The organism is Myxococcus guangdongensis, assembly GCF_024198255.1.
Classification (GTDB): Bacteria; Myxococcota; Myxococcia; order Myxococcales; family Myxococcaceae; genus Myxococcus; species Myxococcus guangdongensis.
The window spans coordinates 307,277-328,599 of record NZ_JAJVKW010000002.1 but is presented as its reverse complement, the minus strand read 5'-3'; the positions used below and the strand labels follow the sequence as shown (position 1 = coordinate 328,599).

The 21,323-nt window shown below is 70.6% G+C and carries 18 protein-coding genes and 1 pseudogene; 7 read left to right on the top strand and 12 right to left on the bottom strand.

Annotated features, from left to right (window positions below; all coding sequences use genetic code 11):
- Positions 1–41 precede the first annotated feature (41 nt).
- The 6 genes from LXT21_RS06180 (at position 42) to LXT21_RS06155 (ending at position 5,126) form a co-directional block, all read left to right on the top strand.
- Positions 42–308, top strand: a complete 267-nt coding sequence (locus LXT21_RS06180; RefSeq protein ID WP_254037161.1) for a GlsB/YeaQ/YmgE family stress response membrane protein — start codon at positions 42–44, stop codon at positions 306–308.
- A 171-nt stretch (positions 309–479) separates the two neighbouring features.
- Positions 480–1,508, top strand: coding sequence for a biotin synthase BioB (bioB, locus tag LXT21_RS06175; RefSeq protein ID WP_254037160.1), 1,029 nt, complete (start codon positions 480–482; stop codon positions 1,506–1,508).
- An 11-nt stretch (positions 1,509–1,519) separates the two neighbouring features.
- Positions 1,520–2,713 (top strand): 8-amino-7-oxononanoate synthase, encoded by a 1,194-nt coding sequence (bioF, locus tag LXT21_RS06170; RefSeq protein ID WP_254037159.1) that lies wholly within the window; start codon positions 1,520–1,522, stop codon positions 2,711–2,713.
- 159 nt (positions 2,714–2,872) lie between these two features.
- On the top strand, positions 2,873–3,547 hold the full coding sequence (gene bioD / locus LXT21_RS06165) for a dethiobiotin synthase (protein ID WP_254037158.1): 675 nt from the start codon (positions 2,873–2,875) through the stop codon (positions 3,545–3,547).
- 131 nt (positions 3,548–3,678) lie between these two features.
- Positions 3,679–3,957: a hypothetical protein gene (locus LXT21_RS06160; RefSeq protein ID WP_141328832.1), complete on the top strand. Its 279-nt coding sequence runs from the start codon at positions 3,679–3,681 to the stop codon at positions 3,955–3,957.
- Positions 3,954–5,126 (top strand): pyridoxal phosphate-dependent aminotransferase, encoded by a 1,173-nt coding sequence (locus LXT21_RS06155; protein ID WP_254037157.1) that lies wholly within the window; start codon positions 3,954–3,956, stop codon positions 5,124–5,126. The genes LXT21_RS06160 and LXT21_RS06155 overlap by 4 nt, the downstream gene beginning before the upstream one ends.
- 156 nt (positions 5,127–5,282) lie before the next feature.
- On the opposite strand, the gene LXT21_RS06150 is transcribed toward LXT21_RS06155, so the two are convergent.
- The 3 genes from LXT21_RS06150 to LXT21_RS06140 all read right to left on the bottom strand — a co-directional run bounded on the left by LXT21_RS06150 (position 5,283) and on the right by LXT21_RS06140 (position 9,477).
- Complete coding sequence (locus tag LXT21_RS06150) at positions 5,283–6,719, bottom strand: ABC transporter substrate-binding protein (protein ID WP_254037156.1); 1,437 nt, start codon at positions 6,717–6,719, stop codon at positions 5,283–5,285.
- On the bottom strand, positions 6,719–7,537 hold the full coding sequence (locus LXT21_RS06145; protein WP_254037155.1) for a tetratricopeptide repeat protein: 819 nt from the start codon (positions 7,535–7,537) through the stop codon (positions 6,719–6,721). The genes LXT21_RS06150 and LXT21_RS06145 overlap by 1 nt, the downstream gene beginning before the upstream one ends.
- Before the next feature lie 146 nt (positions 7,538–7,683).
- Complete coding sequence (locus LXT21_RS06140; RefSeq protein WP_254037154.1) at positions 7,684–9,477, bottom strand: phosphoenolpyruvate carboxykinase (GTP); 1,794 nt, start codon at positions 9,475–9,477, stop codon at positions 7,684–7,686.
- A 262-nt stretch (positions 9,478–9,739) separates the two neighbouring features.
- Between LXT21_RS06140 and LXT21_RS06135 the strand changes: the two are divergent.
- Positions 9,740–11,557, top strand: a pseudogene (locus tag LXT21_RS06135) (SLC13 family permease); the annotation flags it as partial.
- Here LXT21_RS06135 and miaE read toward each other — a convergent pair.
- The 9 genes from miaE to LXT21_RS06090 form a co-directional block, all read right to left on the bottom strand.
- Positions 11,543–12,169: a tRNA-(ms[2]io[6]A)-hydroxylase gene (miaE, locus tag LXT21_RS06130; RefSeq protein ID WP_254037153.1), complete on the bottom strand. Its 627-nt coding sequence runs from the start codon at positions 12,167–12,169 to the stop codon at positions 11,543–11,545. The pseudogene LXT21_RS06135 and the gene miaE sit on opposite strands and share 15 nt — an antisense overlap.
- A gap of 42 nt (positions 12,170–12,211) precedes the next feature.
- A complete protein-coding gene (locus tag LXT21_RS06125) occupies positions 12,212–13,048 on the bottom strand; it encodes a GNAT family N-acetyltransferase (protein WP_254037152.1) in 837 nt (278 codons plus the stop codon).
- Between the two features lie 27 nt (positions 13,049–13,075).
- Positions 13,076–13,684 (bottom strand): AgmX/PglI C-terminal domain-containing protein, encoded by a 609-nt coding sequence (locus LXT21_RS06120; RefSeq protein WP_254037151.1) that lies wholly within the window; start codon positions 13,682–13,684, stop codon positions 13,076–13,078.
- A 106-nt stretch (positions 13,685–13,790) separates the two neighbouring features.
- Positions 13,791–15,629, bottom strand: coding sequence for a patatin-like phospholipase family protein (locus tag LXT21_RS06115; RefSeq protein WP_254037150.1), 1,839 nt, complete (start codon positions 15,627–15,629; stop codon positions 13,791–13,793).
- Between the two features lie 297 nt (positions 15,630–15,926).
- Positions 15,927–16,865: a hypothetical protein gene (locus LXT21_RS06110; protein WP_254037149.1), complete on the bottom strand. Its 939-nt coding sequence runs from the start codon at positions 16,863–16,865 to the stop codon at positions 15,927–15,929.
- Positions 16,866–17,000: 135 nt separating this feature from the next.
- On the bottom strand, positions 17,001–17,948 hold the full coding sequence (gene gluQRS, locus LXT21_RS06105) for a tRNA glutamyl-Q(34) synthetase GluQRS (RefSeq protein WP_254037148.1): 948 nt from the start codon (positions 17,946–17,948) through the stop codon (positions 17,001–17,003).
- 72 nt (positions 17,949–18,020) lie between these two features.
- The gene (locus tag LXT21_RS06100) at positions 18,021–19,232 is read right to left on the bottom strand and encodes a PEGA domain-containing protein (RefSeq protein ID WP_254037147.1); all 1,212 of its coding nucleotides are present in this window, start codon (positions 19,230–19,232) and stop codon (positions 18,021–18,023) included.
- Positions 19,233–19,394: 162 nt separating this feature from the next.
- Complete coding sequence (locus LXT21_RS06095) at positions 19,395–20,501, bottom strand: hypothetical protein (RefSeq protein WP_254037146.1); 1,107 nt, start codon at positions 20,499–20,501, stop codon at positions 19,395–19,397.
- Positions 20,502–20,865: 364 nt separating this feature from the next.
- Positions 20,866–21,165 carry a DUF378 domain-containing protein gene (locus LXT21_RS06090; protein ID WP_254037145.1) on the bottom strand — a complete coding sequence of 100 codons (300 nt, stop codon included), beginning with the start codon at positions 21,163–21,165 and terminating at the stop codon, positions 20,866–20,868.
- Between the last annotated feature and the right edge of the window lie 158 nt (positions 21,166–21,323).

Sequence of the window (21,323 nt, the reverse complement as noted above, 5' to 3'; positions counted from 1 at the left end):
ACTGCGTGCGCCTCCTTCACCACTCACTGTGAGGTCGTGTCATGGGGATCATCGCTTTCCTGGTCATCGGTCTTCTCGCCGGTCTTCTCGCTCGGGCCCTGATGCCCGGCAACCAGTCCATGGGGCTGGTGGCCACGACGCTCTTGGGTATCGTCGGCTCCTTCGTGGGTGGCTTCGTCGGCTCGCTCTTCCGCAGCGACGGCCGCGTCTTCGACCTGCACCCGTCCGGCCTGCTGTTCTCCGTGCTGGGCTCGCTCCTGGTCCTGTTCCTGGTGGGACTGGCCGGCCGGCGCCGCGTCCACGTCTGACGCCAGCCCGCATGACATGAAGGGTGGAAGGCCGGCGCTCCAGGGTTCTCCTCGGGCGCCGGTCGTCCGTTCGGGGCGGGGCGGAGGGTCGTCAACCTGTTCTCGCTGAGTGGTTGACAAGTCTCCGGCGCCCGCGCACGTTCGCGCTCCTCACGTCCGTTCGAGGAGCCCATGTCCGACGCCGCCACCGAGTCCTTCCATGGCCACGCCCACCACGCCGAGCCCGCTCCGGAGGGAGTGGCGGTGCGGCACGATTGGACGCTGGCCGAGGTGAAGGCCGTCTACGCGCTGCCGCTGTTGGACCTGGTCCACCGGGCGCAGACGGTTCACCGCGCGGTGTTCCAGGACAACAAGGTGCAGCTGTGCTCGCTCTTGTCCATCAAGACGGGCGGGTGCTCGGAGGACTGCGCGTACTGCCCGCAGGCGGCGCGCTACAAGACGGGCGTCAAGGCGGAGAAGCTGATGGCGGTGCCGGACGTGCTGGCCGCCGCGCAGAAGGCCCGCTCCGCGGGGGCCACGCGCTTCTGCATGGGGGCCGCGTGGCGCGAGGTGAAGGACGGCCCGCAGTTCGACAGCGTGCTGGAGATGGTGCGCGGGGTGCGCGGGTTGGGGATGGAGGCGTGCGCCACGCTCGGCATGCTGACGGACAGCCAGGCCAGGCGCCTGAAGGACGCGGGGCTGTCCGCGTACAACCACAACCTGGACACCTCGCCGGAGCACTACGGCGACATCATCTCCACGCGGCTGTACGAAGATCGGCTCCGCACGCTGGGCCGGGTGCGGGACGCGGGCATCTCCGTGTGCTGCGGCGGCATCATCGGCCTGGGCGAGTCCGTGGATGATCGCTGCAACCTGCTGCGCACGCTGGCCAACCAGGACCACCACCCGGAGTCGGTGCCCATCAACGCGCTGGTGGCCGTGGAGGGCACGCCGCTGGCGGAGCAGCCCCGGGTGGAGACGGTGGACATGGTGCGCACCATCGCCACCGCGCGCATCCTGATGCCCCAGTCGATGGTGCGGCTGTCCGCGGGGCGTCAGCAGATGAACGAGGAGGCGCAGCTGCTCTGCATGATGGCGGGCGCGAACTCGTTGTTCTTCGGCGAGAAGCTGCTGACCACGGGCAACCCCGAGTACACCCAGGACATGGCGCTCTTGGAGAAGGCGGGCATCCGTCCGCTGGAGCCCCGGCAGGACCGGTAGGGCGGTGGCGCGTGAGTGATTCGACGCGCGACGTGGCCTCGGAGTGGGCGCGCGAGGACTTGTCGGCGCTGCAGGCGCGGGGGCTTCGGCGTGGGCTGGAGCCCCTGGATTCGGCGCAGGGGCCGGTGGTGACGATGGGGGGCGAGACGCTCGTCAACTTCTCGTCCAATGACTACCTGGGGCTCGCGGCGTCCTCGGCGGTGAGGGCGGCGGCCATCTCCGCGGTGGAGCGCTACGGCGTCGGGACGGGCGCGAGCCGGTTGGTGGTGGGCGACACCCTGGCGCATCACCGGCTGGAGGCGCGGCTCGCGGCGTTCGAGCGGGCGGAGGCGGTGCTGCTGTTCAACAGCGGCTACGCGGCGAACACGGGCATCCTCCCCGCGCTGGTGGGGCCGGGGGACGCGGTGTTCTCGGACGCGCTGAACCACGCGTCGCTGGTGGACGGGTGCAGGCTGTCGCGCGCGAAGGTCGTCGTGTATCCGCACGCGGATGTGGAGGCGCTCACGAGCGCGCTCGCGTCGACGACGGCGCGGCGCAAGCTGGTCGTCACGGACACGGTGTTCTCCATGGATGGGGACCTGGCGCCGCTTCGCGACATCGTGGAGGCGTGTGAGGCGCAGGGCGCCGCGCTGATGGTGGACGAGGCGCATGCCACGGGCGTGCTCGGCGCTCGGGGCGCGGGCCTGTGCGAGGAGCTGGGGTTGGAGTCGCGGGTGGCGCTGCGCATGGGGACGTTGAGCAAGTCGCTGGGCGGGCAGGGGGCCTACGTGGCCACGTCGCGCGGGGTGGCGGACCTGCTCACGAGCCGGGCGCGGCCGTTCATCTTCTCCACGGCCTTGCCGGCGGCGCTGTGCGCGGCGGCGGAGGTGGCGGTGGACGCGGTGGAGAAGGACGTGGAGCTGCGCGAGCGTTTGTGGCGCAACATCCGACGCTTCGCCGAGGGGTTGAGGGGCCTGGGGCTGCGCGCGGAGGCTCGCAGCGCGGTGTTCCCGGTCATCCTGGGCGAGCCGGAGCGCGCGCTGGACGCGGCACGGAGGCTGCGTGAGGCCGGGGTGCTGGTGAAGGCCATCCGTCCGCCCACGGTGCCCGAGGGGACGAGCCGGCTGCGGTTCTGCCTGTCGGCGGGACACACGCTGGGGCACGTGGACCTCGCGCTCGAGGCGCTGCGGCACGTGGGCGTGCATGACCGTGGCACGTCGTGGTGAGGCCCTCGGGCCGCGCCTCACGCGCGCGGCGTGGTCGCCACCCAGAGGTCCTCTCCACTCCGGACGTCGAGCGTGCGTGCCCCGGGACGAAGTGGGCTTCACGCGAAGGCCCGGGCATGGAGCTCCTCGCTCGGGGATGATCCACGGAGGGAACACCGCATGAGCCGACCGTTCCAGATTTTCGTCACCGGCACGGACACGGGGGTGGGCAAGACGCAGGCCTCGCGCGCGCTGCTGTCCCTCCTCGACGACGCGGGCCTGTCGCCCCAGGGCTTCAAGCCCTACGAGTCCGGCTGCGCCTCCCTGCGCGCCCCCGCCGACGCGCTCTCGCTGCGCGAGGCCGCGGGCAGCACGCTCCCGCTGGACGTCCTGTGTCCGCACCGCTTCCGCCTGCCCGTGGCCCCGGGCGTGGCCGCCGCGCGTCTGGGGCGCGAGCCGGACTGGAAGCTCACCCTGGCGGCCTGGAGGCAGCTGAAGGGCGGCCCCGCCGTGGTGGAGGGCGCTGGCGGGCTCTTCGTCCCGCTGGACTCGCGCCATGACGTCATCGACCTCATCCAGACGCTGCGGCTGCCCGTGCTGCTGGTGGCGCGCGCGGGGCTGGGCACGCTCAACCACACCGCGCTGTCGCTCCAGGCGCTCGCCGCCCGCCGCATCCCCGTGCGCGCCGTGCTGCTCTCGCGGAGCAGCGCCACCCGTGATGTCTCCGAGCGCGACAACCGCGCGCTGCTGGAGGCGCGGCACGGTGTCCCGGTGCTCGGGCCGGTGCCGTTCGAGCCCGACGCGCGACGTCGGCACACCGCGTTCCGGCGCGCCCTCCGCCCTCTGATGCCGTGAGCGCCGGGGCCGAGAATTCGGCCTCCCGCGCGTTCGGCCGGACGGACGGGTGCTACAGGTCGCGCAAGTTTTCGGGTGACGCGGCCGTGAAATGGACGGGCCGATTTTTCCGCGCGAGAAAGCCGTCACGAATGGCGGACATCATCGACCTCACGTTCCTCGCGGACGTCCGACGCTTCTTCAACAAGCTCATCGACCAGAGGGGGCTGTCCTACTTCCTCCAGAAGGACGGAGCGCGGCTGTTCCACATCGAGCCCACCAAGGTGGAGCTCGTCCTCCGCACCGCCCTGCGAGCCAGGGACCCGGAGCTTCCCAGGCCTCATGAGAAGGCCATCGAGCACTGCCGCAAGGAAGTGCGCCGCGAGCTCATCCGCCGCGTCGCCAACGCCATGCTGCAGACGGGGCTGTGAGCCGCTTCTCCCTCCGCTCGGACTTCTCCCGCACTCCGAATCCACTGGCGGACGCGCTCGCCGGGCACCGCGCCCAGGGCCTCCCCCTGCTGGACCTCACCGTCTCCAACCCCACCCGCGTGGGACTCCCGGCGCCCGACGCCGGCGCGCTCCACCCTCCCGGCGCCTTCGACTACGCGCCGGAAGCACTCGGCCTCCCCTCGGCTCGCGAGGCGGTGGCCGGGTACCTCCGCTCCCGGGGCACCGCCGTCTCCCCGGAGCACCTGGTGCTCAGCGCGAGCACCAGCGAGTCCTACGGCTGGCTCTTCAAGCTGCTGTGCGAGCCGGGTGACGACGTCCTCGTCCCCGCGCCCTGCTACCCCCTCTTCGAGCACCTGGCGCGTCTGGAGGCCGTCCAGACGCGCTCCTACCGCCTTCCACTCGCGCACGGCTTCGGCCTGGACGTGGGCGAGGTGGAGGCGGCCATCGGCCCGCGCACCCGCGCCGTGCTCATCATCAACCCCGGCAACCCCACCGGCCACTTCCTGCACGAGGGCGAGCTGGCCGCGCTCGCCGACGTCTGCGCGCGCCACCAGCTGGCCCTCATCAGCGACGAGGTGTTCGCCGACTACGCCTGGGACGCCGTGCCCGGACGGGTGACGACGGTGGCCGGCCGCGCGCTGCCCATGCCCACCTTCAGCCTGTCCGGCCTGTCCAAGGTGGCGGGCCTGCCCGGCCTGAAGCTCGGGTGGATGCACGTGGGCGGACCCGAGGCCGCGCGCGACGAGGCCCTGGCCCGGCTGGAGTGGGTGGCGGACACGTACCTGTCCGTGGCCACGCCCGTGCAGCTCGCGCTGCCCCGGCTGCTCGCCCACGCGCCCGTGTTCCAGGAGGCGCTGCTCGGGCGCGTGCGCGCCAACCGAGAGCACCTCGCGAGGGCGCGGCCCCCGGGCGCGACGTGGGACGTGCTGCCCGCGCACGGCGGCTGGAGCGCGGTGCTGCGGATTCCGAGGGAGCCGGGCGAGGAGGCCACGTGCCTCGCGCTGCTGGCGGCGGGGGTGCTCGTCCAGCCCGGCTACTTCTACGACTTCGGCGGGGGGGCGTTCCTGGTGCTCTCGCTGCTCACCCCACCCGAGGACTTCATCGCCGCCCTGGCGCCGCTGACGCGGGTGCTCGGGGCGTCGGGGTAGAGCGCTCCTTCCACGCACCGGCGCCTTGAGTCCGCAGCCGGAGCGATGAGCTCCACCATCCATCGCCGCCCTGGCGCCGCTGACGCGGGTGCTCGGGGCGGCGGGGTAGAGCGCTCCCTCGGCTGCGGGAGCGCTCCTTTCACGCACCGACGCTCTTCAGTCCGCGGCGGGAGCGATGAGCTCCACCGTCTGGAAGGCGCCGTCGACAATCCGGAACAGCTCGTACTCGGACGGGGCCTCACCCGTGGCGTCGAAGTCCAGCGCGCCGCTGGCGCCCTGCACGTTGATGAACTTGCCCGCGCTGATTTCGCCGCGCGCCTCCGTGAAGCGGCTGAAGCCCAGCGCGTAGGTGGTGGCCGCGGTGGCCGGAGGCGGCGTCACCTTGGCCAGACCCTGCGCGATGCGGTCGCCGGTGATGGGCTGGGGGTTGTTGACCTCCGCGCCCGCCGCGAACGCCGCGCCCAGCGCCACCAGGTACATGGAGTCGTACGCGTGCGCGGTGAAGGAGAACTGGCCCGGGTCCGTGCCGCTGTACGCCGTGCGGAAGCGCTCCTTGAACGTGGTGTAGACCGCGTCACCCGGACGCGCCTGCGCGGGCGCGGTGCCGTAGGCGCCCTCGACGATGCCCTTCGAGGTGCCCAGCGACGTGATGAGGTTCGCGTCCTTGCTCGCGTCCGTGAAGAAGTAGCGCTGGCTGGTGCGCCCCTGGCTGGCCGCCTGGGTGATGATCTTCGCGTTGTCCTCGGAGAAGCCCATCATCACCGCGATGCTCGGCGCCGGGTTGGTCGCCAGGTGCGTCACCGCCGCGGTCACGTCGCCGTTGCGCGCGTAGAACGCGGAGGAGGGCGTCCGGCCGTTGCTCACCCGGCCGAGGACGGTGTCGAACAGGCCCTGACCGTAGGCGTCGTTCACGTAGACGAGGCTCACCGTGGTGGTGTCCGCGAAGGGGCGCTGGTCCCCGTCCACCGCGCGCACGTTGCTCACCAGGTCCGCGATGATGCGGCCCTGCAACCGGTCCGACGGCGCCGTGCGCCACACCAGGCCCGCGTCACCGGACGCCGCCGTCTTGTCGCTCAACGTGGCGATGTCGGGGCTGGTCGCCGTGTGCGTCATCAACAGCACGTTGCGCGGAATCGTGATGGTGCTGATGGCGATGGTCTGCGCGCTGCCCGAAGAGAAGATGGCGGGCACGCCGCGCTCCGTCACCAGCCACTCGGCCTGCTCGCGGGCCCGGGCCGGCTCCGAGCGCGTGTCGCAGATGAGCAGGTTGAAGCGCCGACCGCCCACGCCCTCGCGCTGGTTGATCTCCTCCATCGCGAGCTTGAGCGCGTTGAGCGCCTGCTTCTCCGACACGTCCTCGCCGGTGGACGTCGTCAGGGGCAGCGCCGCGCCCAGGACAATCGGGTTGCCCGTGGTGGGGCCCACCACCTCGCCGCAGCCCTCCGGCTGGGGCAGGCAGAAGCCGCCCGTGGAGCACACCTGGTTGGTGTCGCAGTCCGCGCTGGTCTCGCACTCGTCGAGCCCGCCCGCGGTGGTGAAGCTGCAGCCGGCCAGCAGCGCCGCGCAGCACGACATGAGTCGCAGGGTCTTCATCAGAAGCTGACCTCCAGACCCGCGCCGGTGCCACGAGGCGCCAGGGTCATCCGGACCTCGCCTTCCACCGGGGGGCCGTCTTTCGGATACAGGATGATGGCGGTGATGGCGCCGGCCAGTCCCACGCCGAAGCCGATGTCCGCGAGCAGCGCCTTGGTCTTCGTATTGTCCGCGAAGGTCTGCTTGGTGTCCTCGGTGCGCGCGGCGTCGAACTTCTCGCGCTCGTCGCTCGCCTGCAGGCCGAACAGCACGCCCGCGCCCACTCCCAGCACCGCCACGCCGCCCACCGCGAACGCGGCGATCTTCTGGCGCTGGTAGGACTTGATGGCCCGGTCCAGCTCCGCCTGGCGCTGGCGCAGGTTCTCCTCCTCGGCGCGCTGCGCGGCCAGCTGCTCCTCCTCCGCGCGCTTCTGCGCCGCCGCCGCCTCGCCCTGCAGCTTCTGGCGCTCGGCCTCCGCGGACGCCTGCGCCTGGTTCTCCTTGTCGAGCAGCAGCCGCAGCTTGTCGATGCTGCGGGCGCTGCGCTTGAGCAGCGCCGGGTCCGTGCCCTCGGTGTTGCCCACGTATTGCTGGTACCAGGAGAGCGCCTCGCGCAGGTCCCCGGAGTTCTCCAGCGCCACGGCGATGTTGAAGATGAGCCGCGGGTTGGGCTGGGCCTCGTGGGCCTTCTTCAGCACGTCCGCGGCTTCTTGGTACTTGCCGGCTTGATACAGCCGCTCGCCCTCCTTGATGAGGGCCGCTGGATTCTTGGCGCGCTGGGCGAACGCCACCGGGGGCGACAGCGCGAGGGCCGCCGACAATACGAAGACCAGTCTCATGATGAACACGAGACTAGCGCGCCTTCCGCCCCAGGGCGAAGAGGGTGACCTCACACCTCGTGAAACGGGTCGGGGCCGCCTCCACTCCCAGGCTGGGAGGGGGAGCGGCCCCGACGGGTGCTTCAGGGCGCTACAGCCCGTTCAACTCAGTGCTCCAGGCGCGAAATCAGCAGCTTGCGCTGGAGCATGAGGGCCTCGGGCGCCTTGGTGCCCAGCTGCTCGAAGAAGACCTCCTGGCTCTTGAGCTCGCTCTTCCACTCGTCCTCCTTGATGGAGGTGGCCTCGGCGACGGCGTCCACCGACATGTCCAGGCCCTTGAGGTTGAGGCCCTCGTCCTGACGGGGCACCCAGCCCAGCAGCGTCTCCTTGGTGGGGACGCGGCCGTGCACGCGGTTCACCACCCACTCCAGCACGCGCATGTTCTCGCCGAAGCCCGGCCACAGGAACTTGCCGTCCTTGTCCTGACGGAACCAGTTCACCTGGAAGATCTTGGGCAGCTGCGGAATGGTCTTCTGCATGTCCAGCCAGTGCTGGAGGTAGTCGCCCATGTGGTAGCCGCAGAAGGGCAGCATGGCCATGGGGTCGCGGCGCACGACGCCGACCTTGCCCGTGGCCGCCGCCGTCGTCTCGCTGCCCATGGTGGCGCCCAGGAACACGCCGTGGGTCCAGTTGAAGGCCTGGAGGACCAGGGGGACGGTGCTGGAGCGACGGCCGCCGAAGATGAGCGCGGAGATGGGCACGCCCATCGGATCATTCGCCTTGGCGCTGAGCACCGGGTTGTTGGACATGGGCGCGGTGAAGCGGCTGTTCGGATGCGCCGCCTTCTCCGGGCTGCCCTTCTTCCACGGCCGGCCCTGCCAGTCGGTGAGCTCCTCGGGGACCTCGCCGTCCTTGCCCTCCCACCACACGTCACCATCCGGCGTCAGCGCCACGTTGGTGAACAGCGTGTCCTTGGAGATGGTCTCCATGGCGTTGGGGTTGGTCTTGTTGTTGGTGCCCGGGACGACGCCGAAGTAGCCGGCCTCCGGGTTGATGGCGTACAGCCGGCCGTCCGGGCCCGGGCGCATCCAGGCGATGTCGTCGCCCACCGTTTCGATCTTCCAGCCCTTGTACTCGGCGGGCGGAATCATCATCGCGAAGTTCGTCTTGCCGCACGCGGACGGGAAGGCGGCGGCGACGTAGGTCGTCTCGCCCTTGGGGCTGGTCACGCCGAGGATGAGCATGTGCTCGGCCAGCCACCCCTCCTCGCGGCCCAGGAAGCTGCCGATGCGCAGCGCGAGGCATTTCTTCCCGAGCAGCACGTTGCCGCCATATCCCGAGCCGAAGCTCCAGATGGTGTTGTCGTGCGGGAAGTGGCAGATGTAGCGGCGGTCCGGGTTGACGTCGCCCGTGCTGTGCAGGCCGCGGTTGAAGTCGTCGCTGTCGCCCAGCATGTCCAGCGCCTGCTTCCCCATGCGCGCCATGATGCGCATGTTCAGCACGACGTAGATGCTGTCGGTCAGCTCCACGCCGATCTTCGTGAAGGGGCTGCCGATGGGGCCCATGGCGTAGGGCACCACGTACATGGTGCGGCCCTTCATGCACCCGTCGAAGAGGTTGCCGAGCTTGTGGTACGCCTCGTCCGGCTCCATCCAGTTGTTGGTGGGGCCCGCCTCGGCCTTGTTCGGCGTGCAGATGAACGTGAGGTGCTCCACGCGCGCCACGTCGTTCGGGTTGGAGCGGTGCAGGTAGCAGCCGGGCCGCTTCTCCTGGTTCAGCGGGATGAGGATGCCCTCGCTCACCGCCTGCTCCGTCATCCGCTTCTTCTCGGACTCGGAGCCATCGCACCAGACAATGCTGTCCGGCTGGGTCATCTTGGCCATCTCGGCCACCCAGGCCAGCAGCGTGGGGTTGTTCGTGGGGGCCTTGGAGCCCTCCGCCGCCACTTGCGTCGAAGCCATGGAAGTATCCTTGTGTTCTCTCAAGATAGGGGCTCCCGGTCCTGGTGAAGTAGGGCACGGCCCCTACCAGCGGGAGAGACGACAAAACTTCTGGAAGGGGCGCCCAAAAGCAACTGGCGTCGGAAGATGACCCGCCTCACTGGGCTCAATCTCCTAATTCCTCTTATCAGCGCTCGGTCATCTAGTAGTTGACGACACGGTGCGGCAGGGGCTCGCCGCCCGGCCGGACAGGGCACAAGTTGGCGGGCCCCACCGGTTTTCCATGACCATCGCCATCGTCCTGAGCGTCGTCCTCGTCGCGCTGGTTCTGTTCACCATCGATAGCATCCCCATCGAGGTCAGCTCGCTGGTGGTGGTGTGCCTGTTGGCGCTGACGGGGGTGCTGACGCCGGCGCAGGCCTTCGAGGGCTTCAGCAACGACACGGTCATCTTCATCTTCACGCTCCTGGCGATGACGCAGGGGCTGGCGGCGACGGGCGTGGTGCAGCTGGTGGGGCAGCGGCTGGCCTTCTTCGCGCGCTTCGGCCATCAGACGTTCGTGATGGCGATGATGGTGGTGGTGGCGGTGTTCTCGTCCGTCATCTCCAACACGGTGACGACGGCGGCCTTCCTGCCGGTGGCCATCGGCGCGGCGAACCGGGCCAAGGTGCCCAAGAGCAAGGTGCTCTTGCCCCTGGCGTACGCGTCGATGCTGGGCGGCATGGTCTTCCTCTACGGCACGTCCACCAACCTGGTGATGTCCGCGGCGCTCGAGCGCATGGGGATGCGGCCCATCGGCGTGGCGGAGCTGGCGCCGGTGGGCTTTCCGGTGGCGGTCATCGGCATCCTCGTCGTGGTGCTGCTGGGGCCGCTCCTGCTGCCCTCGCGGGTGGGAAAGGGGCGCGCGGAGGAGTGGACGCTGCGCGACTACCTGACGGAGGCGGTGCTGCCGAAGGGCTCGCGCTACCTCGGCAAGCCGCTGGCGGAAATCACCGAGGGGCTGGGCCTGCGGGTCATCGGGCTCCTGCGCGACGGCAAGGCGACGTCTGCCACGCCCGCGCAGGTGCTGAGCGGCGACGAGCGGCTGCTCGTGGAGGGCTCGCGCGAGGACATCCTCCGGGTGAAGGACCTGCAGGGCATCGAAATCCGTCCGGACCTGCGGCACGCGGACGAGGCGCAGCTCGACGAGGACACGGCGCTGGTGGAGGCCGCGGTGCCGCCGGGCAGTCCGCTGGTGGGGCGCAGTCTCAAGGAGGCGCTCTTCGTGGAGCGCTACGGCCTGGTGGCGCTGGCGCTGCACCGCCACCCGAGCCTCCAGCGCGTCACCAAGCTCCAACTGCTGGGCCGCACCTTCGGCGAGCGGCGCCTGTCGCTGTTGCCGCTGGCGGTAGGGGATGTGCTGCTCTTGCGCGGGCCCAAGCAGAAGGCGGCGGAGCTGTCGGACGGGGCGAGCCTGACGGTGTTGAGCGGCCACGAGTACCAGCCGCCGCGCTATGGCAAGGCGCTGCTCGCGGTGGTGCTTTTCCTGTGCGCGCTCGCCGCGGGCTCGCTGGACATCCTGCCGCTGTCGGTGGCGGGGCTCACCGGCATGCTGGCGATGATCGCCACCGGCTGCGTGGACGCGCGCAAGGCGTTCCGGGTGGACTGGCGGGTGGTGCTGCTCATCGGCTCCATGATGGCGCTGGGGCTGGCCATGGAGGTGAGCGGCGCGGGGAGGTTCCTGGGCCAGCGGGTGGCGGAGCTGGGGGACTTCGGCGGGCCGCGCACGGTGCTGGTGGCGCTGATGCTGCTCACCATCGTCCTGTCCGCGCCCATGTCCAACCAGGCCGCGGCGCTGGTGGTGCTGCCGGTGGCCGTCAACGCGGCGGCGCAGCTGGGCGTGGACGTGCGCCCCTTCGCCATCGGCGTGACGCTGGCGGCCAGCTGCTCGTTCATCACGCCGCTGGAGCCCAGCTGTGTGCTCGTCTACGGCCCCGGACACTACCGCTTCACGGACTTCTTCCGGCTGGGCACGCCGCTCACCCTGCTGCTCGTGGTGGTGCTGACGGTGGCGGTGCCGTGGGTGTGGCCCTTCGACGCGAAGGCGTCAGTGGATGGCCGCGCGCACGCCGATGTCCTCGAGCACCCGCGCCTCGTGGCCGAGCATCCACTCCATCCGCTCGCGCACGAGCGCGTCGTCGCCTCCGGACGCGGTGACGGCCAGCCGGAAGAACAGCGACTGGTGTCCGTCCTCGGACTGGGCCAGCTCCCCGTAGAAGCGCGCGAGCGCCGGGTCCGTCAGGCCCTCGGCAAGCAGTGACAGCCGCTCGCACGAGCGCGCCTCGATGATGGCGGCGACCAGGAGCCTGTCGGTGCGCCGCTCCGTGGCCGGGGTGCGCACCAGCTTCTGCAGCCCCTGCGCGTACGGGTCCCCGGAGTCCTTGGTGAGCGTGAGCCCCCGGGCCTCCATGATGTCGAGCACGCGGGCCAGGTGCGCGCTCTCCTCGCGCGCCAGGCGGGCCATCTGCGCGGGCAGCCCTGGCAGGTCCGGGTAGGCCTGCAGGAGCGACAGCGCGTTGGCGGCGGCCTTCTTCTCGCAGTGGGCGTGGTCCACCAGCACGGCGTCGAAGTGCTCGAGCGCCAGCGGGAGCCAACGCGGGTCCGTGGCCGAGTGGAGGATGACGGGGCCCTCTCCGGAGAGGGGGCGGCGGGAAGGCGTGGGACGGCTGCTCATGGAGGGCGCGGACTGTACGGCATCGCCCCCGGCCCGGGCGAGCTACTCCACCAGCACCAGCCGCCACGTGCGGCCGGCCAGGTAGCCGACCTTCCGGGCGATGCGGGCGGTGCTCTCGTCGCGCTCGTCGATGCGCATCGTCAGCCGGGGCAGCGAGGACAGCAGGTGCCGGGAGATCTGCCCCAGGCACAGCGTGGCGTGGCCCTTCTGGCGCTCGGCGGGCAGGGTGTAGAGGCCCTCGAGCTCCGCGCCGTATTGGGAGCGGCTGCCGATGTCCACCTTGAGCACCAGCGCGTCGTTCTCCTCCAGCACGTAGGTGCGCTTCTGACGCACGCGCTGGACGACGCGCGCCTCGTAGCCCCGAGGGTCCTCGGAGAGCGGGTCTCTCTCCATGGCCTCGCGCACGTAGCCCTGCGCCAGCGGCAACAGGCGGGGCAGGTCCTCCTCGCGCGCGAGCCGCAGCAGCGGATTGGTGAAGGGGCCCAGGTCGTCCGCGGACACGCTGAACAGCCGCTGCGTGCGCGACAGCCGGGGCTTGCCCGGGGACAGGCTGCGCAGGAGCGCGTCCACCGAGGACTTGTCGCCCACCGCGGCCTTCAGGCGCAGCGAGGAGGCCAGCGCGTCCGCGATGACGCTGGTGGCGCTCGCGTCGCTGGCGCTGGGCACCACGAGGCCACCTTCTCCGCCCACGAAGACGGCGGCCGTCAGCAGCTGGTTGTCGAAGCGCCCGTAGAAGGCGAAGGGGATGCGGCCCCGCGCGGCGATGCCGAACTCCTCCAGCAACCCCAGCAGGTAGAGGTTGTGGACCGGGTCCTTCGAGAGCAGCGCCCGCAGGGCGTCCGCGTCCTGGGGGCCGAGCTGTTCGACGGAGACGGGCATTGAGGTGGGGTTGGGGGCCTCGGGAACTTACTCCAACGGTACTCGGAACTCGAAGGGATACACCACCGTCGCCCGCCCCCCTCGGGACGGGGTCTTGAACCCGATGTCCAGGAGCGAGTCCACCACGCACGCCTGCACCATCGGGTCCGGGATGGTGCTCGCCAGCACCTCCCCCTTGTCCATCCGCCCCTCGCCCTCGCCGCGTGACTCCAGGTTGAAGCGCAGCTTCACGGCTTGTGGGCCCCGGTTTCGCTGTGCGGCATCCTGGAAACATTGCTGCACGAGCGGAGTCACCGCCTTGAGGGCGGCCTCGATGTCCTCGGGGCGGAAGTCGCCGTGGATTTCCTCGAGGGTGAACTCGCTCTGGATGACGCGGCGTTGGTCGGGCTGCTCGGGGACGGGGACTTCGGATTGGGGCGAGGGGAAGGCGGGGGGCGGCACCACGGGCGGCGGGGTGATGCGGGGCGGCGGCGTGGGTGCGGGGGCCGGCGGAGGGGCCTCGGCGAGGGGCTCCTCGGGCGGTGGCGGCGGGGAGGTGGGTTGGGTGAGCCAGTAGGCGAGGGCGGCCAGGAGCAACAGGATGCTCAGGCAGACCAGGGGCAGGGCGATCCAGCGGTGGGTGGAGCTCTGGGACATGGCGCACTCGGGTGAGGCCCGCGGAGCGGGCGCGCGAGGATATGCCGACGCCGGTATCCGTGGGGCCCGCCTGCGCGGATGCGGGCCCCGGAGTCCATGGGGGACCTCAATCGCAGGAGCGCTGGTCGGGCTTGCCGTCGGTGCACTTCCCCATCGGGGCGAAGCGCGACTCGGCCTCGGTCACGACTTCGTCGACGGGGCGGGCGCACTCGTTCTGGGCGAGCGTGCCGCGCACCTCGAACAGGCGCAGCACCTCGGCGCAGCGCTGTTGGAAGGACTTCACGCCCTCCTTGAAGAGCGGGCGCATGACCTGGGGCGAGAACGCGTAGCCGCTGGCGGTGGCGAGCTGCGACTCGGGTCGGAACATCCACGACGTGCGCCAGCTCGACGCGACCTGCTCGAAGCGGGCGGGGCCCAGCCACATGCTGGTGGCGGCCTGGAGCGAGCGCGGCTCGGTGGGGACGAAGCCCGAGCCGGTGCGGCGGCAGTAGGGCTCCACCACGGTGGTGTCCTCCACCTGCGCGAGCCGCAGCGTGCAGACGTTGTACTCGGCGAAGCGGCGGCCCACGGCGGCGAGCTCCGCCTGCTGCACCTCGCCCACGCGCGGCTGGGCCACGAACAGGTCGATGGTGCGCATCAGCGTGGAGACCGCGTTCTCCGGGGCCGGCACGGGCGTGGACTCGAGGTTGCCGGTGGAGATGACGAGCACGCGCTCGGCGCCGCGCTGGACGGCCTGGAGCACGGGCAGTCCCGAGCGCACGCCGCCATCCATGAAGGTGCCCGCGTAGCGGCCCTTGCTGGTGGGAATCCAGGGGACGGGCTCGGCGAGCACGGGCTCGACGATGGAGGCGAGCACGGCGTTGATGAGGCCGTCCACGCGCTGCGCATCGGTGGCGGTGGGCGAGAAGTCCGCGGGGTCCTGGTCGCTGACGCCATGGACGTCACCGGTCTCGAAGTCCACGGAGACGGAGACCAGCTCCGTGCCGTTGGTGAGCTGCGCGGGGACGACGGCGGCGCGCAGCTTGCTCTCCACGCCGTCGAAGCGGACCAGGCCCTTGAGGTCGGTGGCGATCTTCCAGACCCACGTCGAGTTGACGCAGTACAGGTCCGACTCCACCGAGCAGGTGTAGTTGCCCAGGAGCATGTCGCGGGCCTTCTGCTCGTGGCCGGGCGTGTGGAACAGGTCCACCAGGGTGCTGATGAGCGCGCCGGTGCTGGAGCCCGCGGCCAGGTCGATGCGCGCGTCACCGCAACCCTCGGGCTCGGGCTTGCCCCGGCACTGCTCGAGCACGCCGAGCATTCGCCACATGATGCCCGCGCTGAAGGCGCCGTTGGCGCCGCCGCCGCTGAGCACCACCGCGTTGGAGGGGCGGCCCAGCTTGCGGCTCCAGCGGCGGGCGCTCACGTACTGCGCGGCGGACTCGGCGCCCTCGCGCAGGCCCTGGTTGAGCAGGCTGGGGTTCATCGGGTCCGACAGCGAATCGCCCAGCGCGGCGAGCGACGCGGCGATGCCCATCGCGTTGCCGAGGAAGCGCTGCGCGTCGACCTCCGCGGCGGTGGGCGCCGTCGGGTTGACGCTCCGGGGTTGGGCGGGCAGGCCCCAGATGCCGCCCGGGACGGTGGCGCGCAGGAAGGCGTCGTAGCAGGTGGCGTTGCTGCCGCCGGCGTGGGCGCGCAGGCACTCCACCTGTTCGACGATGGGGCGGGGGGCGCTGCCCAGGGCGGACATCCACTTCGCCACTTCGGCGGGGTCGGCGTAGGCGTCGATCAGGTGGGAGCGCGTCAGGCGGCCCACGCGCTCACGGAAGGAGGGCGGAAGGGGCGGCGTCTTCGGCTCCGAGGGCTCGTTGAGCGCCTCCAGGATGTAGCCGGTGCGCAGGAAGCAGCCGCCATGGAGGGTGGCGAGCAGCACGAGACACAGCAGGGACGTCCGACTTCGGTTCACGAGCTTCCCCCGTCATGGAGCGTGACTCGGGGGCCTGGAGGTGTGAGGGCGCCCCCCTGATGACGACTCGCGAGCAGGTTACCGCAGGAGGCCCACGTCGGAGTGCGTTGTCGTGAGGGGCGGGGTGCTTCGTGGCGTCGCGATGAACATCGCAACCACACGGGATTGCGGAGGCCAGGGGCCGCGGTGGAACTCGCGCGCCGCGCTTCCTGCTTCCAGGTGGAGGAGACGACGCGAGGCCCACCGCCGTGAAGGAGTGGGCCTCGCGGGTGCTCCGGGTGTTTGGTGCCGTGTGCCTTACGGGTACACCTCACGTCGGGTCGTCGTGCCCGGCGTGGAGATGGCGCCCTCGGCGTAGACGCGCTGGCGCTTGCTCACGCCCAGGCCCGCGCCGAGCACGGAGGCGATGAGGCCCAGCAGCAGCGCGCCGAAGATGCCCCAGAAGACGCGGCCGGACTTGTCCGCGGCCACGAGCGCGCCCTGCTGCACCTGCTCGCCGACCTGACCGACCTTCACCTTGGCGGCGTCGATCTGCCCCTGCACGCGGTTGGCGACGTCCTCCGAGTCCTGTCGTGACAGGCGCGTGTTGTCCGCGATGGAGCTGACGAGCAGCTCGCGGTCCACGTTGCCCGTGCGCACGGCGGTGGTGACGATGTCCTTCGTCGCGGCCTCGAGCTGGTTGGCGGTGATGGCCGGCTTGCCCTCGGCGCGCAGCCGCTCGTTCACCGGGCCGAGCGCGTCGTTGGCGTTGAGGCCGAAGGCGTTGGCGACCTGGTCACCCTGGGAGGCCGCGCCCGCGACGGCGGCGCCCGTGGCACCCACCACGCCCGTGGCCGTGCGCACCGCGGTGCCGACGATGGTGGAGACGACCATGCCCATGAGGGCGACACCCGCGATGGTCGTCAGGCCCCACATCACCGCGCCGTGCATCGCGCCGCCGCCCTTGTCCACGACGCCCGCGGTGCGAGCGGCGACGAAGCCTCCGGCGAAGAGCGCGATGAGCGGAGCGATGAGGCCCCAGATGCCGGTGCCGATGCCCGCGGAGCGTGCACTGCCTGGGTTGCTCGGGTCGACGGACGACAGTCCGAGCGCGAGGCCCAGCGAGTACAGGAGGATGAGCACGCCGAGCGCGACGAAGGTGCCGCCGAGGATGGCGCCCCAGCTGAGCTTGAAGGGCGTCCCCGCGCTGGCGGAGATGACGCCGGGTTTCTCTCTTTCCACGATGGTTGTTGCCATGGGCCGGGCCTCCTGCCGCGGTGAGCACCCCTGAAGCGGGCTGCTCGGGTTCCGCGGCAAAGATGGGCATCGTCGAGCAACGGACGATTCCACGACTCCAGGACGCCTCCTCGGTGAGAGGGAGACGGCGGGGGCTCACCGCAGGTCGAGTGCCTCGATGAGCACCGCTTCCTTGGCCACCACGGGCGAGCGGGGAAGGGCTTCGATGGAGAAGGCGCGCAGCAGTGCGTCGAGGGTCCTGGGCGTACCGTCACCGAGCCCGCTCCATGCGGCGAGCAGGCCCAGCACGCGCTCGGGGGCGACGCCGCGCTCTCTCAACTCCGCGAGGGCAAAGGCACCCTCGCGCTTGGCGAGGCGCTTGCCGTCTTCGCCGTGCACGAGCGGGACGTGGAGGAAGTCGGGCGCTCGTTTCGACAGGGCGTCGTAGAGCTGGAGCTGGCGGGGCGTGGAGGAGAGCAGGTCGTCGCCGCGCAGCACGTGAGTGATGTCGGTGGCCGCGTCATCGACGACGACGGCGAGCTGGTAGCTGGCGACGCCGTCGTTGCGGCGCACGACGAAGTCACCGACCACGGCGTCGACGTCCTGGGTGTAGGGGCCCACGAGGGCGTCGACGAAGTGGACCTCGCCGGGGCGCGCGCGGAAGCGGATGGCGGGGGCGCGGGTCTTCGCGCGCTCGGCGATCTGCGCGGAGGTGAGGTGGGCGCAGGTGCCGGGGTAGCGGGGGCCTTCCTCGGACAGGCCGTGGGGCGCGCTGGCGGCGCGGGCAATCTCCCCGCGGGTGCAGAAGCACGGGTAGACGAGGTCCTGCTGTTCCAGGGTGACGAGGGCCTCGCGGTAGAGGTCGTCGCGCTGACTCTGAACGAGGGGTGTTTCATCCCAGTCGAGGCCGAGCCAGCGCAGGTCCTGCATCAGGTCGTCGACGTACTGGGGCTTGCAGCGAGCGCGGTCGAGGTCCTCGATGCGCAAGAGGAAGCGCCCGTTGGCGGCGCGAGCCTGGAGCCAGCCGAGCAGGGCGCTGCGGATGTTGCCCAGGTGCATCCGGCCCGTCGGGCTGGGCGCGAAGCGTCCGCGGAAGTCACTCATGGGCGGCACCGAGGATTCGTGAAGTGCCCATCGGTGACAGGAGATGAGGCGCGAAGTCGTGTCGAAATGCGCTCATGGGCGGACGAGCGGCTTGCGGATGGCATCGGCAGGTTTGCGGACGGGGGCCACGGGCTTCGCCGCGTCCGCGACAGGCACGGCATAGACGGTCTGCGAGGTGCGCGTGTTGCGCGAGGCGCCGGGAGTCGGAGAGAGCGGCACGGACTCGGTGAGTCCTGCCTCCACGCCGCGCGAGGCGAGCTGTGCCGCGAGCGCCCGCAGCGGGTCGCCCGCGTCGAGCAGCTCCAGGTCCATGGCGATGCGAGGCAGTCTGCGTGGCGAAGTGTCGCCGGGCGCGAGGACGAACGCGTCGAGGGCGAGGCCCGAGCCCGAGCGGGACAGTGTACCGAGCACGACGAAGTCAGCGCCGAGGTCGCGACCGAGGGTCGACGCGGCCTTGAGCGCGGACGCATCGAGCTGATTGTTGGAGAGTGAGAGCGCCAGAGACGCGGCAGGGCCGTCCCCTGGAGGCATGAGGATCACGGGCACTTCGCGCTCGGCCACGGCCTCCGCTACTCCCGAGATGCTCTCGCCCGAGGGCAACGTGGCCCGCCAGAGGTGCGCGCCCGGAGGCACATGCAGCACGCGGACGGGCGTGGTACCGACGGCGACGCCATCGAGCGTGACTTCGACACCGGAGGGAACGGACTCGAAGCGGAGCGTGGCGCGCGGCTGCGCGGCGTGGGTGGTGCGAACGCGCTCGACCGTGTGCGCGAAGAGCGGGGACGTGGATGCGAGGGGAAGGGGACGCCCCGGCGCGATGGAGAGCGCGTGGGTGAGGGCCTGGGCGGCCTCGTCATCGCGGCCGACGGCGTAGCGCACGGCGGCGCGGAGGGCGTAGGTGTCCGCGAGCTCCGCGCCATCCGTGAGATGAACGGCGTTGTCCGCGTAGGATTCGAGCGCGCGGCCGAGTGCGGCATCGGCGCGGGAGAAGTCACGGGCGGCGCGCGCGGTGGAGGCCTCCTGCACGGCCGCATGGGCGGCGGCGAGTGCATCGACAGTGGCCTCGGAGGGCGTGGTCGCGGGAGGGTCGACGAGCGCGAGCCCCGCGGTGCCATGGACCTCGGAGGCGAGCCGCGCGGAGAGGCGCGGGCCGGCGCGCGCGGGGACATCGCCGGAGATGGCCTGGAAGGGCAGCACGGCCACCTTCTTCCGAGGCACGCGCGGCTGCGCGGCGAGGGAAGAGGCTCCGAGAACGAGGCAGAGCAGGAGCGCGAATCGCTTCATGGTCGGCAGTGACTCCGGCCGTGTTCCTAGCACGGAGCCGCGTTCCGTGCCGCCAGCCCCCTTTATAGGACAGGCCCTGTGAGAACCGACTGCTCACTCGCCACGGAACGGGAGGTCCCGAGGCGAATGGTTGCTACGGGGATGCATCCAAGAAGAGACCCCTCATGGACCCGAGGGCTGGGGCCTGGCGGGCAGCGGCAGGGGTCGAGGCTTCAGCCCATGGCGCTGCTTGAACGCGGTCCATTCGAGCTGTAGCGCATTGAATCGCTGCGCGTTCATCTCGGCGCGGCGCATGTCCGGCTTGAGGACAAGCTTGGGAGGCGGATGGGGTGTCTCGCCACGTCTTGCTCGCAGGAGGTTGAAGGCAGTGAATCCCCAGGGGGCCATCTGCCTGTTGAGGACGATGGTTTCCAGGACGCGTGTGGCCATCTGGTCGAAGCTCCGGTGCGGGACGTCTCGGAGAATCATGAGTGTCATCATGAACGAGAGGTCCAGCGACGGCGCGCTCACGAAATCTCGTGCCACTTGTCCGAGCTGTGCCGATGTGAGCGAAAGGGAGGACTCGCTGGGAGGCATGAAGGCGCTGTATTGGGGCAGGCTCGCCCCGGGGATCAGGTCATGCAGCCCATCCCAGCGCGTCGCTGGAAAACGTGCGGCGAGCACGTGCCAGTCCTGTCGCGCTTTCGTCCGGACGGGTGACGTCTCCGGAAGTGATGCGGTGAGCGCATGTGCCTCCCGCGCGGCCTTCACGACTTGTCGGTACGCGTCCAGTTCGGACTCGTTCTCCAAGGGGCGCACGCCGTAGGCCATCCCCACCGTCCACCACTCGTCCTGTTCCTCGAAGAGGAACGCGAGCACCCGCTTCCCTTTCGTATAGCTCGCAGGGGCCGGGCAAATGGATGTCGAGGAGGAGGGCACTTCGAGGGTCATTCCTGGTCGGGCCGAGCCCATCAGTGACTCCAGGACCTTCAACCGCGCGATATCCCCTGGGTCATCTGCCCAGGTATCGCCAGCACGTCTCGGGGCCATGCGGACGTTCTCCACCTCCACCCAGACGATGCTGTTCGCTTCCTGCGTCAGCGACCAGAGTGTCGGCGGCGCAATGGGATAGGCACTGGCCAGGGGGGCATGGAGCCACAGCACGACGAACGTCAAGAGTCGCAGACGCATCATGTCGACCTCGCGGACGAAGCAGGGGTCTCGAAGCATCTCGAATCGCTCGCCGCGAAGGTCCATGGCCTGACCATCGCTTCGCCGCGATTCCGTCATGCCTGGACGCCCCACGCGCGTCGATGGCGCTTCCCCCCATTCGCCATCCGGAGAGAATGTCCGCACCCGGCCGCCCTGGCCGAGCTCACCGTCGGCGGCCGCGCGAAGCGCTACGCCCGCGCCCCCACGCCATCGCCCGCGAGGTCGACCGTCACACCGCGGACCACTTCATCCTCTCTGGAGACCTCACCGCGTACGCGCTCGACAGCGAGTTCAAGGGCGCGCCAGGCCCTGGGCCCCCTCTACGCCGCAGGAGGCATGCATGGGAGGAGACCTCCGGCCTCCTCGTGGGCTCCAGGTTCACCCGAGGCGCCTCGCGTGCTGACCGTGCTCCGCCGGACGAACCTGGAGGGCTCCCTCTCAGTCACGTCCTCCCGCTCAGGGTTCGCCGGCCCGTCAGCGTGGTCGTCGTGGTCGTCGTGGTCGCCTCCAGGCGACGCCATGGGAACGTGAGCGCGAGTGCGACTCCCGCCAGGCCCACGATGCAGTAGATGAGTCGCGAGAGCGCGCTCGCCTGCTCCCGTGTCTCGCCACCGAAGATGGCGGCCACGAGGTTCCAGTTGAAGAAGCCAATCAGCCCCCAGTTGATGGCGCCGATGATGGCGAGTACGGCCATGCCCTTCGCGAGTCCCGACTTCAAACGATCGGCTTCCAGTCGTTCCATCACCTGTCTCCTCGGGTCGTCATTGCGTTGAACCAGGAGGCGCGCGTCGCATCCTCCGGCTGTCAACGTAGGGTCCACGGGAACCACGTGACGCGATGGCCCGACCGCTCTCGCGGGTGGCGGCGCTGCATCCGAGCCTCATCGCCCCGCCTCACTGG

Coding starts and splice junctions, on each gene's coding strand:
- gluQRS (WP_254037148.1), bottom strand. CDS start 17,948: ATGAGTGACTTCCGCGGACGCTTCGCGCCCAGCCCGACGGGCCGGATG.
- LXT21_RS06150 (WP_254037156.1), bottom strand. CDS start 6,719: ATGAAGACCCTGCGACTCATGTCGTGCTGCGCGGCGCTGCTGGCCGGC.
- bioD (WP_254037158.1), top strand. CDS start 2,873: ATGAGCCGACCGTTCCAGATTTTCGTCACCGGCACGGACACGGGGGTG.
- LXT21_RS06110 (WP_254037149.1), bottom strand. CDS start 16,865: ATGGCAACAACCATCGTGGAAAGAGAGAAACCCGGCGTCATCTCCGCC.
- LXT21_RS06120 (WP_254037151.1), bottom strand. CDS start 13,684: ATGTCCCAGAGCTCCACCCACCGCTGGATCGCCCTGCCCCTGGTCTGC.
- LXT21_RS06095 (WP_254037146.1), bottom strand. CDS start 20,501: ATGACGGAATCGCGGCGAAGCGATGGTCAGGCCATGGACCTTCGCGGC.
- miaE (WP_254037153.1), bottom strand. CDS start 12,169: ATGAGCAGCCGTCCCACGCCTTCCCGCCGCCCCCTCTCCGGAGAGGGC.
- LXT21_RS06140 (WP_254037154.1), bottom strand. CDS start 9,477: ATGGCTTCGACGCAAGTGGCGGCGGAGGGCTCCAAGGCCCCCACGAAC.
- LXT21_RS06100 (WP_254037147.1), bottom strand. CDS start 19,232: ATGAAGCGATTCGCGCTCCTGCTCTGCCTCGTTCTCGGAGCCTCTTCC.
- bioB (WP_254037160.1), top strand. CDS start 480: ATGTCCGACGCCGCCACCGAGTCCTTCCATGGCCACGCCCACCACGCC.
- LXT21_RS06090 (WP_254037145.1), bottom strand. CDS start 21,165: ATGGAACGACTGGAAGCCGATCGTTTGAAGTCGGGACTCGCGAAGGGC.
- LXT21_RS06180 (WP_254037161.1), top strand. CDS start 42: ATGGGGATCATCGCTTTCCTGGTCATCGGTCTTCTCGCCGGTCTTCTC.
- LXT21_RS06160 (WP_141328832.1), top strand. CDS start 3,679: ATGGCGGACATCATCGACCTCACGTTCCTCGCGGACGTCCGACGCTTC.
- LXT21_RS06145 (WP_254037155.1), bottom strand. CDS start 7,537: ATGAGACTGGTCTTCGTATTGTCGGCGGCCCTCGCGCTGTCGCCCCCG.
- LXT21_RS06125 (WP_254037152.1), bottom strand. CDS start 13,048: ATGCCCGTCTCCGTCGAACAGCTCGGCCCCCAGGACGCGGACGCCCTG.